Genomic DNA, 16,661 nt, shown 5'->3' with positions numbered 1-16,661 from the left:
TTACCGAATGCTTTCGCTATTCCCCCGTGTGAAACAGCGCCCGCAGCGCACTGCCGAAGGCCTGCAGCCAGTTGCCCGCCGGGTAGGCGGAGGCACTCGCAGCGTTATATTTTTTCACATACGGCGAGGTCTCCGGCGGGAGCTGACCAGGCGTGTACACCGGAACCCGCCCGATCTCCTGATCCCCCAGCCGTAAAATAATCACACCTCTGAGCCCGAAGTTAACATCGCCCTCACTCCCGCTGGCATTTACACCTGCCCTGCCCGCACCCGCACTTACACTGGAACCAGCACCTGCGCTCCCCGTACCCGCAGCATTGCCATTCGCAGAAGTCTGCGGATCTGCACTAAGCACCAGCTTGTTGACGAGCCTTGCTTCCTCCCCCTGACCCAGCGGATAGGCGAAGGCCTTGCCGGTCACCAGACTGTAGCCTTTGACGGACTCGCCCCGCTCGACCAGCGTCTTCAGAGGATAATGGTTGAAGCCGAAGTCCAGCAGTGAGGCATGGTCGTTCCAGTCATTTCCGTCGTTCAGCGTAACGGCCACGAGCTGCTGCCCGTCCCTTGTAGCGGAGCTTACCAGGCAGCGCAGCGCTTTTTTGGTATACCCCGTCTTGACCCCATCCGCTCCTTCGTAGAGGCGCAGCATCTTATTCTTGTTGCTCCATTTATAGTCCCACTTCTCATAGGGATTGTCCGCTGTCTTCTCTTTGGTGGCTACGATCTCCTTGAACACCGGATTATGCATTGCATAGGCAGTCAATATGGCCAGATCATTTGCACTGGAAAAGTGGCCTTCTGCATCTAATCCGTGCGGATTGGCAAAATGCGTATTTTTCAAATTCAGCTCCTGCGCCTTGGCGTTCATCAGGTAGACGAACCCCTGCTCCGAACCGCCGACATGCTCGGCGATTGCCGTTGCCGCATCATTGCCGGAGCGCAGCATCAGTCCGTACAGCATATCCTTCAGCGTCATTTCCTCGCCCAGCTTCAGGTACAGGGAGGAGCCCTCCTTGGCAAAAGCATTTTTGCCGACCTTGACCTTCGACGTAATATCGCCGTTCTCTATCGCCACAAGGGCGGTCATAATTTTGGTCAGACTGGCAATCAGCATCGGTTCATCCCCGCGGCTGCTGTACAGAATTCTTCCGGATGTCACATCAATTAGCGCAGCCGCCCTCGCGTGCGTGGAAATCGAAAGGTTCTCCGCCCGGATGGCAGACACCGGCACCAGCGCAAGCAGCAGCGCACATAACAGTAAGGACAGCATAGATTTTCGGGTTAATGTCTTCATGTTCATCCTCCGGCTTCTTATCCGTTCCTTACGCAACGGTTCATCAGTCTTGCCTGGTTGTACAAGTGTATGCGGGGCATGGGGCAGGTATGTCCTATCCTCTATCATCCGGCAAAAAAGGGATACCACCTTCTAAGGTGATATCCCTGACCATCCATACTTTTCTTGAGTTCGCTGTACCCTAATGTGTTGACGAATGGTCAGACGAGCCGGACCCGGTCTCTACAACGGTTTTGGTTACCTTGGAGCCGGGAATGTCCGAAGCTTCGGGAACCATGCCGGGCTGGAACATATTCTGAATTTTGTCGAGCAGGTTAGGCGTGGCATCAATAATTTTCTCGAACAGATGAGTCTGATTATCCAGCGGCACAATATGTACCCCTTCCCTGCCAACGACTAGAAAAGCAATCGGACGAATAGACACACCGCCCCCGCTGCCGCCCCCGAAGGGAAGCATTTTGACACCGGACCCGCTGCTGTTCACGCCCGGACCATCATCCTCCACCCTGAAGTCACTGCCGCCTGCTGCGAAACCGAACGTCACCTTGCTAATTGGCAGAATGACGGTGCCATCGGGCGTTTCAACCGGATCTCCGACAATTGTATTTACATCAACCATGCCTTTAATATTCTCCATTGCGGTCTGCATGAGACCTTGAATCGGATGATCTGACATTGTTTGTCTCCTCCTCGAGTGTATATAAATGTACCTGCAGTATTTATCTTGCCCACTATAGATTGGAGTATGTAGATTATTTAGGAGCGTTCACGTCTGAGCAATTTCTTCCACCGGCCCAGACCGCCTTCCACCTTCGACACTCGGCGCAGCAGCAGAAGCCCTGCATAGAGCGCATATCCGGCGGACAGCTTGCCGCTGCAGACGGCTTCCGTTGCAAAAGAAGGCTGATCCCGGAAGACAGGAGCCACAAATATTCCCGGCTTATGCACCAGTCTGACCATGCGGGAGAGCACGCCGATCATCGTCCACTTCAGTCCCCATAAGGCCCCTACCGCCGTGGCGGTCGTTGCAGCCTCCCCCAGAGAGAAGTCCGTGGACCAGTCCAGCTTGGTGATCTGAATATGGGACAGGGTGTCTTTCAGCCATTTTTTCAATCCGCGGGTGGCATGTAACGCAGTACGTACATTCTTTAGCCATTGCGTCACAGATTCCTTATCGACCTGCCCTTCCTTCTCGCTATCCAGCTTCACCGGTGCGATTCCGCTTTTCTCCACCTTGAGCTTAATTCCCTGTTCGAGGCTCTGGAAGACCAGTGCAGGCACCTCATAATGAATTTTAACGAGGCCATATACAGCTTTGATGTCGAATTCGATGCGGTCATCCTTCCCCAGTCTTCGTACACGAAAGTGAAAATGAATCGATGACGCCAGAACCAGCAGGAACAGCAGAACAACGAGCAGCAGCAGGATTAAAGGTATTGCCAGCCATAACGTCACACGGTTAACCTCCAAGCAGACTTTAGAATAATAAACATGGAGCCTCTGGATTAGTATGGCAATTACGGCTGGATAACATTCGGTGATTTCGCTAACATCTCTATTATTTGCAAAAAAAATGCCGCTGCCCCGGCAGGGACAGCGGCATCACTATGAACAGCGGCAATACGCTGCGGTTATTCGACCTCATCGAAGGTCATCTGGCTGTCCAGCTTGCTGAACAGCAGTTGGGTCTCCTCTTCCAGTCCCTCCGAAGTGTCGAAGCTCGACGGCTCCGGCAGCTCCTTCAGGCTGGCCAGCCCGAAGCTGTCCAGGAAGGACTTGGTGGTGCCATACAGAATCGGACGCCCGACAGCCTCCGCCCGGCCCACCTCGTGGATCAGATCCTTGTTGCCCAGCGTGTGGATGGCCCGCTCGGATTTGACGCCCCGGATCTCCTCGATCTCCACTCTCGTGATCGGCTGGCGGTAAGCCACAATCGCGAGTGTCTCCAACGCCGCCTGGGACAGGGAGGATCTGGAGGGCGAATAAGCCAATCGCTCGAAATACTGCGCATGCTCCGGGAGTGTCGCCAGCCGGTAATTCCCGGCAATCTGGACCACCTGAAGACCCCGGCTCTGCGAGTGGTAGTCTTCTTTTAAATCATCCAGCGCTCTTGTCGCCAGATCGGGCCGCTGCTCGGTAATCTCGGCAATCTGCCGGACCGACAGGCCTTCATCCCCTGAGAGAAACAGCAGGCCTTCAATAATCGATTTCAGCGTGTTGTAGTCCACTGACATCCTCTCCTCCTCTCCACTCCATAACAATATCCTCAAATAATTTCTCCTGGTAGCAATAAATGGCCTTCATCTTCATCAGCTCCAGAATCGCCAGGAAGGTGGTGACAATCTCATGCCGGTCCATCTCCTCATGCAGCAGGGACGAGAACCGCATTCTGCCGCCGATCCCTTTGCGCTGGAGCGCTTCGGATACATCACGAATCCGGTCTTTGACCGAGATCTCATCCCTGGTAATCCGCTGGTATGAGGTACGCCGGGCAGCCTTGCTTAGCGCCTTGCGGAACGCAGCGATCAGATCGGCGGTATGCAGACCCTTCAGTGTATTGTCCGTCTGCGCAGGGACGAAGGGGCCAAGATCCTCCGGCTCCTTCGTAAAAATCAGGCTGCGCTCGCTCTCCATATCCAGCAGCTGCACCGCGATGCTCTTGAACTTACGGTATTCAATCAGTCGCTGCACCAGCTCCGCGCGCGGATCATAGCCGTCATCCTCATAATAATCGAAGTCCTCGATTTCAATGACGGGCGGCTTCGGCAGCAGCATTTTGCTCTTAATCGACAGGAGAGTGGCAGCCATCACCAGAAATTCACTCGTGATATCCAGCTCCAGCTCCTTCATTCCCTGTAGGAATTCCATATACTGCTCGGTGATCTCGCTGACCGGAATGTCCTGGATGTCGATTTCCGCCTTGTCAATCAGATGCAAGAGCAGATCGAGCGGACCTTCGAACGTCTCCAGCTTGTACAATACAGTCACGCGGTTTCCTCCAGCCCAAAAAAAGTAAAGTGCAGCGCCGCAAGGACGCTACACAAGTAGAAAGATCTATATTCATGCTTTCTTCTCATACCTATAAATAAGCACGATTTACGCTCTTTCGTCAAGAGGTGGTTTATTTGAACAGCTTATTCAGGTTAGCCATCTCAATCGCGGCAGTCGCTGCATCCCAGCCTTTATTGCCGGCTTTAGTCCCGGAACGCTCAATGGCCTGTTCAATATTCTCCGTTGTAACCACACCGAAAATAGTAGGAACACCGGTCTTAAGATTAATCGCTGCTACACCCTTAGCCACCTCGTTACACACATAATCATAGTGCGTTGTAGATCCGCGAATGACTGTGCCCAGCGTGATGACGGCGTCGTATTTGCCGCTTTCGGCCATTCTCTGGGCGATCAGCGGAATTTCGAATACGCCCGGTACCCAGGCCACATCCACTTCATCATCGGCAACGCCATGGCGCTTGAAGGCATCAAGTGCCCCGGAGAGCAGCTTGCTGGTAATGAACTCATTGAAACGTCCTACAACCACCCCATATTTCAAGCCCTCAGATACTAAATGTCCTTCAAAATAATTCGGCATGCTACTCATCAACCCTTCGTGTATAGGATAGGTAATCTATGATTAAATTTTGGTATTCTCATTCTGTTCGATCTTGTCAAAATTCAGCAGATGCCCAAGCTTCGCCTGCTTGGTATGAAGATAATTGGTATTGTCCTTATTCTCCGGCATCTGGATCGCTACGCGCTCCACCACCTCAAGTCCGTAGCCTTCCAGCCCCTTGATCTTGCGCGGATTGTTGGTCAGCAGCCGGATCTGGCGGATGCCGAGATCCTTAAGTATCTGTGCCCCGATACCATAATCCCGCAGATCCGCCGCGAAGCCCAGCTTCAGGTTGGCATCCACAGTATCCAGCCCTTCTTCCTGCAGCTTATAGGCGCGCAGCTTGTTAATCAAGCCAATGCCCCGGCCCTCCTGACGCATATAGAGGAGAACGCCCCGGCCGGCTTCTTCAATCTGGCGCAGCGCCGCTTCGAACTGCGGACCGCAGTCGCAGCGGTGCGAATGGAACACATCGCCGGTCAGGCACTCGGAATGCACACGCACGAGCACCGGCTCATCCCCGGAGATATCGCCTTTAACCAGGGCAACATGCTCCTTGTCGTCTACCTCATTCGTATAAGCGATGGTCTGAAAATCACCGAAATCCGTCGGCAGATTCACCGCTACCTCACGGGTAACCAGATGCTCCTTCTCATTACGGTAGTGAATAAGGTCCTTGATGCTGATCAGCTTAAGATCATGCTTCTTCGAGATTTCAATCAAATCAGGCAGGCGGGCCATAGTACCATCCACCTTCACCACTTCACAGATGACGCCTGCCGGGTAAGCCCCGCACATGCGGGCCAGATCGACAGCAGCCTCCGTATGCCCGGAACGCCGCAGGACTCCGCCCTTCTTGGCGATCAGCGGGAACATATGCCCCGGTCTGCGGAAGTCGGCCGGCTTGGCCTTGGGGTCCAGCATGGCCTTTATCGTCTGGGAGCGTTCACCGGCCGAGATGCCGGTCGTCGTATCCGCGTGGTCAATGGATACCGTGAACGCCGTACCATGGTTATCGGTATTCTGGGATACCATCGGGTGCAGGTCCAGCTCCTCTGCACGCTCCGCTGTGATCGGTACGCAGACCAGGCCGCGTCCTTCGGTAATCATGAAGTTAATGACTTCCGGAGTAGCCCGTTCCGCCAGAGCAACGAAGTCTCCCTCATTCTCGCGGTCCTCATCATCTACAACGATAACGACCTTACCGCGCATTAAGTCATAAATCGCATCTTCAATCGGGTCTAGAACACTGTCTTTATCAGCTTGCTGGCTCATACTACTGTCCTCCTAATGGCTATGCGCTTGCCTGACGGCCTGCCGCATGCCTGATCTATAGATTATACGAACCCGTTGGCCGCCAAAAAATCATGGCTGATCTTCGAGCTTCCTCCATCCTCTTCATTGCCCGCGCGCGAACCGTAATGGAGCAGATGGTCCACGTATTTACCGAGCACATCACATTCGATATTCACCCGGTCTCCCGCCCGCTTGTGGGCCAGCACCGTCTCTCCCAGCGTGTGCGGGATAATCGATACGGTGAAGGTTGCGGCTTCCGTCTTCACAACCGTAAGGCTGATGCCGTCTATCGTAATGGAGCCTTTGGGAATGATGAATTTGAACAGAGATTTGCGGTCCGGGGCAATCTCGAACACTACTGCATTCTGATCGCGCCTGACGCTGCGAATCTCACCGGTTCCATCCACATGTCCTTGGACAATATGCCCTCCGAAGCGTCCTCCGGCAGCCATGGCGCGTTCCAGATTCATTTTGGACCCGGTGCGCAGCTCCTTGAGCGTACTGTTGCGGTAGGTCTCGGGCATCACGTCAACGGTGAAATGATGGTCCCCGAGCGAGGTTGCCGTGAGACAGACTCCATTGACCGCCACACTGTCGCCGATCTTGAGATCTCCCATGATGAGCGAGGCGCCGATGTTCAGCACCATCATTTCCCCGCCGCTGGTAACGCTGCGCAGAACTCCTACCTCTTCAATCAAACCGGTAAACATACCATCCCTCCTCCCTGAATGTTCGGTTAATGCTGAGGAACCGGGGTGCCGCTGATACACACATTATCCCCGAGCACTTCCACTTCCAATCCTTCAAGCTGGATGGCATCACGCATCAGCTCCACACCCCCGAAGTCGAAGGTCCCCGCTGCTTCCGCGCCGCCGCCGACAATCTTGGGCGCGAAGAAGAGGACCACCCGGTCAACCAATCCTTCCGCAAGCATCGCTCCATTCAGCGTCCCGCCGCCTTCCAGCAGAATAGACCCAATCTCCATTTCACCGAGCGCAGCCATAGCGGCCTTCAGATCCACACGGGGACCAGTCCCGGCAGCAATTACCTGTACCCCTGCAGCCAGCAGCGCCGCTCTGCGGTCAGGATCGGCTGCTTCTGTCGTTACGACCACCGTAGGCGCGAGTCCATCCTTGACCACCGCGCTCTCCAGCGGAAGACGCAGCGAGGAGTCAATGATAATCCGCAGCGGATTCCGCCCGGGCACATTCAGTCTGGTCGTCAGCGAAGGGTTATCGGCAATCACCGTATTCACCCCGACCATAATCCCCTGATGGCGATGACGCAGGGTATGTACAATCTCCCGTGCCTCAGCATTCGAGATCCACTTACTGTCTCCGGTCCGGGTGGCGATTTTGCCGTCCAATGTGCTGGCGCTCTTGAGAGTTACGAACGGCTGCTTCGTCAAAATATACTTGATGAACTTCTCGTTCAGCCGCAGCGCCCGGCCCCGCAGCAGACCTACTTCAACATCAATTCCCTGCTCGCGCAGCATCGCAATCCCCCGGCCTGCCACCTGAGGATTGGGGTCCTCACAGGCGACAACTACTCTGGCCACCCCTTCGTCGATCAGACGCTGGCTGCATGGAGGCGTAATGCCGTAATGACTGCAAGGCTCCAGCGTAACGTAGGCTGTACTGCCTTGCGCTTTACCGGCTGCCATATTGAGCGCATGCACCTCGGCGTGTCCGGTCCCGCGCTGCAGATGCGTTCCAATCCCAATCATAGCGCCGTCCTTCACGACTACGCAGCCGACCACAGGATTAATTCCGGTCTGTCCCTGTGCCCGCTCCGCCATATCCAGCGCAAGGGACATGTAAAACTCATCATTCATCTTATCCATGTCTTGCCTCCTATCCCAAGGCTGTATTCTTCATGTGTACCAAACCATAAACAGAAAAACCCGTCTCAATCTCCAGGAGGAGTTCAAGACGGGATATACGAGAGGTGATCGCAGCAAAGAATATATGCGTAAATAAACGCCGGACCTCCATCATTGTGAAAGTTCGCACATAATATCCGAAAACACTGCTGCTCGGCCGCCTGTTGTAAGCACGGCGCGTGAATCTCTCCTTCTTCCATCCAGACTATACTGTCGGTCCCGGAATTACACCGGGTCCACCGTCCGTAGCAATATCATACGAAGCGGGTAGCGGACTAAGCATCAGAAGCGGCAATTATAAGCCAGTTCCAACAGCATCACCGCCGGTAGGGAATCACACCCTGCCCTGAAGGATTGATCTATTCAGTTCAATACCAAGTTACGCCTACAACAAAATTATCACTTCACTGCCGGAAATGCAAGTGTGCTTCGGAAATTTACTATATTTATGTAACCTAATTCCCTATCATACCTGTCAAATGCCTGTCTCACGCTGCTTGTCCGCTCTCAGCAGATCACGGATTTCCGTCAGCAGGACCACATCCGGTGCCGGAGCAGGTGTCTCCACAACCTCAACCTTGACGGTCTCCTTACGTCTGAACCGGGTACTCAGCTTCACCACCATGAAGATGGAGAAGGAAATAATGAAAAAGTCGACTACGGTCTGGAGGAACATACCATATTTCACCGCAACATCTCCTATGCCAAAGCTAAGTTCCTTCAGATCAATACCACCGCTGATCAGACCGATAAGCGGCATAATGATATCTCCCACCAGCGAGGTAACAATTTTGCCGAATGCCGCTCCAATGATTACGGCCACCGCCAGATCTAGTACATTGCCTTTCATAGCGAAGCTTTTGAATTCCTTCCACATGACGAACCATCCCTCCGAAACTTTGAATTTGAAATTATTATAGCATTTATAGTAATACATATAGCAACCTGCAAGTTGAAAAATGTATAAACGGTATATGGTTTGCGATATAGCCGCTTTATATGCGGAGTAGGATTAACGTATGCACTTGGATGGACGCTCCGCAAACGGACCGTTGTTCCACTCGCTGTGGTCGTAAGAATTTTTTTATTCCCCTGAGCGGTGAAAATCTGGAGACTGCTGATGCTTCCGAAGCGAGCTTTCCTGCGGAAAGCTTTCAGGCAACCGCTGCCGCTTTTCCGCGGGTCGTTCCGTCCGCTCCGCTGTTTAAGCGGGAGGCGAAATAACTAATATTCTAAAAAGCTCAAAATCCATTCACCTCAAAAGAACGATCTTAGTACGCTCAATTTTAGCATGGTCGAACTGACTCTGAATTAACGGAATGCAGCCCACATGAGCGAATGAGGTGCGAAAGTACACCTGAATTCATCAGAAGTGAGCAAAACGAGCGAATGAAGTGCATAAGTACCCCTGAATTCCCACGAATTGAGCAAAACGAGCGAATGAGGTGCATAAGTACACCTGAATTTATCAGAAGTGAGCAAAACGAGCAAATGTAGTTTATAACCAGAAGCACAAAGGAGCGTTTCTCCAATAAGGGAGAAACGCTCCTTTTTTCATATTCAGCTTCGAAGAAGATATAGGTTTTGTTGCCACTTATGGAATATTTACTTTTGGCACAGCTCCTGCTGTGACCCTATCCTGCTGCTCTAATTCAGCCTAATCCTGCTTGCGTGTTCTGCGGAATACCCGGCTGAGGATAAAGCCGCCCAGAATGAGGCCTGCACCCGTCAGGTAGATCGGCAGCGGGCTGTTCTCTCCGGTCTGCGGCAGTCTGCCGCTGCCGTCATTCGTACCCGAGACCGTCCCCTGCGGAACCGCATTGTCTTCAATATCCACTTCCGGATTGCCCAGCGGGATATTATCGTCGATTGGCGTCACCACTTCAGGCGCTGCCGGTCCTGGAGTCACAGTTGGTACCGGTGCAGATGGCTGCGGCGTTCCCGGCAAGCCTGGTCCTGCAGGAATCTGCGAATCATCGATAATAACTCCCGGTTCGAATGTGCCGGCTGGTGTTGGTGCCGGAGTAAATACCGGTCCTCCACCAGGCGATGTCGGAACAGGTGTAGCCTCTGGCCCCGTAGAATCTGTAGGCGCTGGCGATGGCACTGTAGTCGGAACTGTAGTCTCTACAGGTGTCTCGGTTGGCACCGGAGTTACAGTCGGCGTTGGTGTTACTGTCGGCGTTGGTGTTACTGTCGGCGTTGGTGTTACTGTCGGCGTTGGTGTCACTGTCGGCGTTGGCTGCTCCTCCAGCTTATTATACAGGGTAAGATTCAGTACGGCCGATGAGCCGATCGTCACCGGATGCTCCGTGGAATCAAGCACATAGCCTTGCGGTGCAACCGTTTCAATCAGGACATAGCTGCCCAGCCACAGATTGTTGAACGCGGCGATGCCTGCTGCATCTGTGGTGCGGGTATTCACCAGCACCCGGTCGCTTCCGTTCAGGCGGTATAGCTCATAGGTAGCTCCCGCAAGCGGTTTGGCAACATTACCTGCTTCCAGCTTGAAGACATTAAGCGTCCCTCTGACGCCGCTGCCTGTTCCCGAACCGCTGGATACTCCCACGATAATCTCCTTGGTTGTTTCCTTGGTGATAAGCTTAACGTTATTACCGCTGAAGCTTACAGAGTTGACCAGCTTATCACCAGTGTTCGCAACGATCAGCGACTGATATTCCAGCACATAAGCGGAATGGATATCACCAGGGAAGCTTAAGACGAAGGACTGCCTGCCCTGTGCATCGGCGCTGATCGTTAAGGTGTAATCCGTATCCTTCTGAAGTGCAGGTCCGCTCTTCGTCACTTCGCCGTTCACGGACGTAACCGTACGATAGAGCTGGAAGCTGTCCGGCAGCAGGATCTGATTCGTGCTTGGCACATCGGTGATTACGGCATCTTTTACATGGGACTGGGTACGGTTGATCGCAATGGTCCAGTTCAGCTTATCTCCATTCTGCGCACCGTCTTTGAACACATATTCGTCCCCATGCGGGATATCTACCGTAGCCTTCAAATCCTTGGAGACCTTCTTAGTGCCATCCAGCAGATTCGCTGTATTGGCTACCTTAGTTCCAATTAGCTGTCCGGCCAGGCTGGTCTTGAACACGATATAATAAGGCGAATTAATCGCTTTGCCAAAATCAACCCTCAGCTCATTGCCGCTTCCCACGCTATAGCTGAACTCATTGCCGTCCACCTCAGCGCCAGGACTATGGTCCCCATTCTTGGCAATATTCATTTTGTATACCTTAAGTGAGCCAGGCACCAGGGACTGTCCGTCACCCAGTACATCCGTCACAACAGGATCGGCAATGGATTTGCTGTTGTAATTAACGCCTACGGTCCAGGTCAGCTCTTTGGCAGAAGCATCATAGGCTCCCGATTTGAACCCGTTGTTCTTCACCTCGGAATTGGGAATGAACTTCCCGCTGGCTTCGGTCCACTGTGGCTTGTTCTGGCTGTCCTTCCAGTCAATCCGGGCCACGTTGATGAAATCATTCGTATTGCCGGTAAGCCAGTCATTGCTGAATTCCGTCTGATAACTAATGGTATAAGTACCTGTAACCGGTGCATTAAACTTCACCTGGAAGCCTTTATTAGGCTGAGCCGGTGAATCCACAAGCAGGGTATAAGCCGATGAAGGGATCACTGTGCCGGATAGAGTACGGACCACCAGAGAACCTGAGATGTATTTCTGTCCTCCCTGCGGGAAGCTGTCTGTAACTACCACTTCGTTCATTGGGTAATTGTCACCATTGAACGTGATTTTCCAGTCGGTCGTATGCTTGTTGTAATCCACCCCGGACAGATTCTTATAGATAATAATGGGCCGGATCAGTTGAGTAGCGTTGCTGCTATAGGTACTGTCAGAGACAGTGTTCGTGATCTTCGTATCTTTGAACACGCGGTCTGCAGCTTTGGTCGTATATTCGATCAGATAAGCCGATTTCACTGTATGCTTGAACTCCAGTCTGAATCCGTTGCCGGATTCGCTGCTGACTGGCGTTACTGTGTAATCACTGCCTGCATTAAGAGCCGTACCCTTAGTAGCTTCTCCGGCTGCATTCAGAGTAACCGGATAGATCCGCACCGAGTTCTCCAGGAGCACCTGGGAGCTGTTGAACACATCCGTCAACACCGCGTTCTCCGGGGAGACCGTCCGGTTATTGTAGTTGTATTCGATGGCCCAGTTGATGGTCTGGGTGCCCCAGTCATAACGGACGGCTTTTTTGTTAAGGCTGCCTCCGCGTTCAATGTCCACGGTATCCGAAGCGCTTACCGGGTCACGTCCATCTCCTGTGAAGGTTGCCGTGTTGGTGAAGCTGGACAAGTTGTCGCTTACTACCTGCGTGGTATAAGTGATACGATATGCCCCTGTTATCACAGGGTCTGTGAACTGAAGCTTCAGCGTCCCGCCGGAGACGCCGGCAGTATATTTGCTGCTGTCTATCAGCTGCCCTTGCGTAACTGTGCCGTCTAGCTGAACATTCAGCTGATAGACGGCAAGCGTAACCGTACTGTCCAGTGCCAGCCCGGCAGGAATCGGGTCGGTCACAGCCGCGCCGCTTACCGGCTCCAGTCTTTTGTTCACATCAACAGTCCAATCAATATGATCCGCGTTGAAGCCGCTGGAGATTCCCTTCTTGGTAATTGTCGAGCCTACAGTAGGCTTGAATGATACCGTAACCGTCTGGACACCCCCGTTCACCGGGAACAGAATCTGCTGGACGGTGCTGCCGCTGATCACTTTTTTGTCAAATTGGGTATTAATACGTAAGGTTCCCTGCACATTGGCATGACTCTCGATATAATCGTTGAACGTCATCACTACCTGATGCGTAGCCTGGCTCACTGTGAAGGTGCCTACCGCCCCGTCGTCCGATTCCAGTCCGCCCTGAATGTCATTGAAGAGCTGGAACTGCTCGGGAAGCTGGAAGGTGAAGCTGTCTCCCTGGCTATAGCCGTGGCCGTTAGGAAGCGACCAGGTATAGTCCAGCTTAACGGTCGAATCCACATCATACACACTGCCTGTCACCGTCTGTCCATCCGGACCATATACCGCCATGGATACACTGGTAATAATGTCCCGGTCCTGCTCAATAGCCGCCGCTGTTGCCTGTTTGGTGAAGCCCAGCCCTGAGACCAATTGCACAACCAACATGACCAGGACCACTGCCAGGCTTGTTCTTTTTTTCACCATTTCCCATAAGCCCCCGTTCTTTCAATTGAATGATTTGAAACATACCTGCTAAAAAGATGGCTGCTGAACGCACCGGTAAGGACACACTCCACCTGAAGTTTCGTTATGTATACGGGCTAAGAGTCCATCTTATGTAAATAAACTAGTAAACCTGACTTTTCTGCCCACAACAGACGATATATACTTATATCACCTAAGAGTAGAACTTTAGAATCAGAAATGGTTAAAATTAAAGAAAATATTATGCAACTCTTAATTCCGGACTCAAGGAGAGATTCCAAGTGAACCGAACTTTATTCTGGGACCGTGCCCGTGACAGCGATTTCGTCATGCTATCCGTCTCCCATCTCGTTGCCCTGGCTATTATTTCCTTATGCTGCTTGGCGCTCTTTGGTTCCCGCTTCGCCCTGCGCAGCCGGTCCGGCTTGCGGTTAGGTATACGCCTGCTGCTGATCCTGCTGCTGGCTGCTTCCGAGGGCGGCCTGCATGTCTGGTATCTGTCCCATCACAGCTGGAGCCGCAGTACATCCCTGCCGCTGGAACTATGCGGAATTACCCTGCTCCTGTCGATCGTGATGCTGCTAACGAGCAGCAGACTGCTGTACAGCTTTCTGTATTTTGCCGGAATCGGAGGTGCATTCATCGCCCTGCTTACGCCTAATCTGGTCTATCCGTTTCCTCATTTCCGCTTCCTGCTCTTCTTCATCGCCCACGGGTCGATCATACTTGCGTCTCTGTACATGACCTGGGTCGAAGGATATAAGCCCACCTGGCGCTCGCTGTTCTTCACCATGCTCTGCCTGAACCTTGTCGCTGCTTGTGTATACGCCGCCAATGTACTGCTGGACTCCAACTATATGTTCCTGATGCACAAGCCCAGCACGTTCTCGGTACTGGACTATTTCGGCCCTTATCCCTACTATCTGCTGGTTGAAGAAGGCTTTGCCTTCGTCATCTTCCTCCTGATGTTCCTGCTCTTCTTCAAGCTGCCGGAGCTGTACATGGCCCGCCGCGCCGCAGCCAGCCGGAAACTTGGCCGGTAAATGCAGAGGGGGAGATTCAGGGGCATTAGTGCCCTTCATTTCTGCCTCGCGCCGATTTTCTGCGGATTCAGGGGCACTTGTGTCCCTCATTTCTGCCTCGAGCCGATTTTCTGCAAGTTCAGGAGCATGTTAGTTAGACAAACGTATTTTGTTTCGGATGTTTTGAAGCTTTCTAGGAAATCCAACTGCTATGTTCAATTCCCCGCACGGCAAAAAGCACCCGGCTGGATAACCCAGCCGGGTGCTTCGGCGATGCCATAAAGAGGAGATCCTCCCCTATAGCATCTATGGAGTGCTTGTATTAAGCTTCTACAATTTCAACGGTCGTCATCTTGTCGCGGCCTTTGAAAGCGTCAACCAGATCCATGCCTTCAACCACTTTGCCGAATACTGTGTGTACTCCGTCCAGGTGCGGCTGTGGAGCATAAGCGATATAGAACTGGCTTCCGCCTGTGTTCTTGCCGGCATGGGCCATAGCCAGGGAGCCGCGCTCGTGCTTGTTCGGGTTGATCTCGCAGTTGATGGTGTATCCAGGACCGCCGGTGCCTGTACCGTTAGGGCAGCCGCCTTGTGCTACGAAGCCTGGAATCACGCGGTGGAACAACAATCCGTTGTAGAAGCCGTCTTTAGCCAGCTTCTCAAAGTTTGCTACTGTATTAGGCGCATCCTGATCGAACAAGTCGATCAGCACAACACCGCCGTTTTCGAGTGTAATTTTCGCTTGCTTAGCCATATGTAAATGACCCCTTTCGAAATGACAAATGTAGAACACGTTTATTAGTTTACTATGAAACGGGGCACAAAGCAAAGCAAGCGGGAAGTCTTCCCGCCTGCCGCTATAGCACAACCCGTATAGTCTTATTTCGTAACGGCCTGTTTGGCAATCCGTGCAGGCACGATATCATTGGCAACAATGTCCTGATGGGACTCACGGCGTACTACCAGATCGCTCTGCCCGTTCTGCACGAATACCACCGCCGGACGGCGGATACGGTTGTAGTTGCTGGCCATGGAGTAATTGTAAGCACCAGTGCAGGCCACAGCCAGCAGATCGCCGCTCTCCACCTTAGGCAGCTCAACGTCCCAGATCAGCATATCGCCGCTCTCGCAGCATTTGCCGGCGATGGATACCTTCTCCACGTTAGGCTCAGTCGCACGGCTTGCCAGCAGCGCTTCGTACTTGGATTCATACAGGGCCGGACGCGGATTATCGGTCATGCCGCCGTCAACGGCTACGTATTTGCGCACACCCGGAATCTCCTTGCTGGTTCCAACTGTGTACAGGGTCGTACCGGCATCCCCTACGATGCTGCGGCCCGGCTCCACCCAGATCTGCGGCAGTGAATCGTTAATGCCGGTGAAGTGGGTCTTCACAGCATCTGTGATGGCTGCGACATATTCGGATACCTGCAGCGGCGTATCGCCGTCCACATAACGGATTCCGAAGCCTCCGCCCAGGTTGACTACAGGGAAGCTGATTCCCAGCTCTTCCTTGACGGCACGGGTGAACTCAGCGATACGTTCAACAGCAAGCTGGAAGCCTTCGGTCTCAAAAATCTGCGACCCGATATGCGAATGCACCCCGAGCAGATTCAGATTAGTTAGGCTGTCAGCCAGGCTAACCGCTTCACGGGCCGAACCGTTGCCGATATCGAAGCCGAATTTGGAGTCGGTCTGTCCTGTGGAAGCGTAGGCATGATGGGCATGGGCTTCCACCCCGGGCGTCACGCGCAGCAGAATATTAACCGTCACTTCTCTGCGGGCGGCAATGGACTGAAGCAGGCGGAGCTCCACCAGATTATCGGCGACAAAGCAGCCAATCCCAGCATCGATCGCCATCTCAATCTCATCCGGTGTCTTATTATTGCCGTGGAAATGAATGCGTTCCGCCGGGAAACCGGCTTGCAGCGCAGTATACAGCTCTCCATCGGAGACCACATCCAGCGACAATCCTTCCTCATCCGCAAGCCGGCACATCGCCATCGTCGAGAACGCCTTGCTGGCATAAGCCACCTGGAACCCGAGACCGGAAGCTGTGAATGCCTCCATGTACTCGCGGCAGCGGCGGCGGACCAATTGCTCGTCCACTATATATAGCGGTGTTCCATATTCCGCCTTCAATTCGGTTACATCACATCCGCCGATCTCCAAATGCCCTGCATCATTGATTCGGCTCGTCCCGTGTAAAAACATTGCGCAGTCCTCCAATTTCTGTGGAATCATCCGATCCACCCTGTCTAGTATATGATTTGGGGCCCCGATGCGTTCCTGTAAAAGATGCTCAGAATACAAATCCGGCTTATTGCGGGGCTATTCAGTATACTCAGTATAAC

Annotated in this window: 14 protein-coding genes and 1 riboswitch; of the genes, 1 reads left to right on the top strand and 13 read right to left on the bottom strand. The window is 53.1% G+C overall.

Annotated features, from left to right (window positions below):
* Nucleotides 1–16: 16 nt before the first annotated feature.
* The 11 genes from NST04_RS15280 to NST04_RS15230 form a co-directional block, all read right to left on the bottom strand.
* Complete coding sequence (locus NST04_RS15280) at nucleotides 17–1,300, bottom strand: D-alanyl-D-alanine carboxypeptidase family protein (RefSeq protein WP_341184932.1); 1,284 nt, start codon at nucleotides 1,298–1,300, stop codon at nucleotides 17–19.
* Between the two features lie 175 nt (nucleotides 1,301–1,475).
* Nucleotides 1,476–1,970, bottom strand: a complete 495-nt coding sequence (gene ytfJ, locus NST04_RS15275) for a GerW family sporulation protein (RefSeq protein ID WP_076079149.1) — start codon at nucleotides 1,968–1,970, stop codon at nucleotides 1,476–1,478.
* Between the two features lie 80 nt (nucleotides 1,971–2,050).
* Nucleotides 2,051–2,749 carry a DUF2953 domain-containing protein gene (locus NST04_RS15270; protein WP_341184931.1) on the bottom strand — a complete coding sequence of 233 codons (699 nt, stop codon included), beginning with the start codon at nucleotides 2,747–2,749 and terminating at the stop codon, nucleotides 2,051–2,053.
* 176 nt (nucleotides 2,750–2,925) lie between these two features.
* Nucleotides 2,926–3,522 carry an SMC-Scp complex subunit ScpB gene (scpB, locus tag NST04_RS15265; protein WP_036698207.1) on the bottom strand — a complete coding sequence of 199 codons (597 nt, stop codon included), beginning with the start codon at nucleotides 3,520–3,522 and terminating at the stop codon, nucleotides 2,926–2,928.
* Entirely contained in the window at nucleotides 3,491–4,282 is a 792-nt protein-coding gene (locus NST04_RS15260; protein WP_036727376.1) for a segregation and condensation protein A, read from the bottom strand. The genes scpB and NST04_RS15260 overlap by 32 nt, the downstream gene beginning before the upstream one ends.
* A 133-nt stretch (nucleotides 4,283–4,415) precedes the next feature.
* Nucleotides 4,416–4,883 (bottom strand): 6,7-dimethyl-8-ribityllumazine synthase, encoded by a 468-nt coding sequence (gene ribH / locus NST04_RS15255; RefSeq protein ID WP_341184930.1) that lies wholly within the window; start codon nucleotides 4,881–4,883, stop codon nucleotides 4,416–4,418.
* A gap of 42 nt (nucleotides 4,884–4,925) precedes the next feature.
* A complete protein-coding gene (locus NST04_RS15250) occupies nucleotides 4,926–6,179 on the bottom strand; it encodes a bifunctional 3,4-dihydroxy-2-butanone-4-phosphate synthase/GTP cyclohydrolase II (RefSeq protein ID WP_341184929.1) in 1,254 nt (417 codons plus the stop codon).
* 62 nt (nucleotides 6,180–6,241) lie between these two features.
* On the bottom strand, nucleotides 6,242–6,910 hold the full coding sequence (gene ribE, locus NST04_RS15245) for a riboflavin synthase (protein WP_340939598.1): 669 nt from the start codon (nucleotides 6,908–6,910) through the stop codon (nucleotides 6,242–6,244).
* A gap of 26 nt (nucleotides 6,911–6,936) precedes the next feature.
* Nucleotides 6,937–8,043: a bifunctional diaminohydroxyphosphoribosylaminopyrimidine deaminase/5-amino-6-(5-phosphoribosylamino)uracil reductase RibD gene (gene ribD, locus NST04_RS15240; protein ID WP_341184928.1), complete on the bottom strand. Its 1,107-nt coding sequence runs from the start codon at nucleotides 8,041–8,043 to the stop codon at nucleotides 6,937–6,939.
* Between the two features lie 223 nt (nucleotides 8,044–8,266).
* Nucleotides 8,267–8,440, bottom strand: a riboswitch (FMN riboswitch).
* 117 nt (nucleotides 8,441–8,557) lie between these two features.
* Nucleotides 8,558–8,959: a large conductance mechanosensitive channel protein MscL gene (gene mscL / locus NST04_RS15235; RefSeq protein WP_341184927.1), complete on the bottom strand. Its 402-nt coding sequence runs from the start codon at nucleotides 8,957–8,959 to the stop codon at nucleotides 8,558–8,560.
* A 780-nt stretch (nucleotides 8,960–9,739) separates the two neighbouring features.
* Nucleotides 9,740–13,285, bottom strand: a complete 3,546-nt coding sequence (locus tag NST04_RS15230) for a collagen binding domain-containing protein (protein WP_341184926.1) — start codon at nucleotides 13,283–13,285, stop codon at nucleotides 9,740–9,742.
* A gap of 281 nt (nucleotides 13,286–13,566) precedes the next feature.
* On the opposite strand from NST04_RS15230, the gene NST04_RS15225 reads away from it, so the two are divergent.
* Complete coding sequence (locus tag NST04_RS15225; RefSeq protein ID WP_341184925.1) at nucleotides 13,567–14,328, top strand: YwaF family protein; 762 nt, start codon at nucleotides 13,567–13,569, stop codon at nucleotides 14,326–14,328.
* Between the two features lie 301 nt (nucleotides 14,329–14,629).
* Here NST04_RS15225 and NST04_RS15220 read toward each other — a convergent pair whose 3' ends face one another.
* Nucleotides 14,630–15,061: a peptidylprolyl isomerase gene (locus tag NST04_RS15220; RefSeq protein ID WP_036727386.1), complete on the bottom strand. Its 432-nt coding sequence runs from the start codon at nucleotides 15,059–15,061 to the stop codon at nucleotides 14,630–14,632.
* A 125-nt stretch (nucleotides 15,062–15,186) separates the two neighbouring features.
* On the bottom strand, nucleotides 15,187–16,521 hold the full coding sequence (lysA, locus tag NST04_RS15215; protein WP_341184924.1) for a diaminopimelate decarboxylase: 1,335 nt from the start codon (nucleotides 16,519–16,521) through the stop codon (nucleotides 15,187–15,189).
* Nucleotides 16,522–16,661: the final 140 nt, after the last annotated feature.

It is taken from the genome of Paenibacillus sp. FSL H7-0756 (assembly GCF_038006765.1).
Classification (GTDB): Bacteria; Bacillota; Bacilli; order Paenibacillales; family Paenibacillaceae; genus Paenibacillus_AQ.
This window is presented reverse-complemented; position numbering and strand designations above follow the sequence as displayed.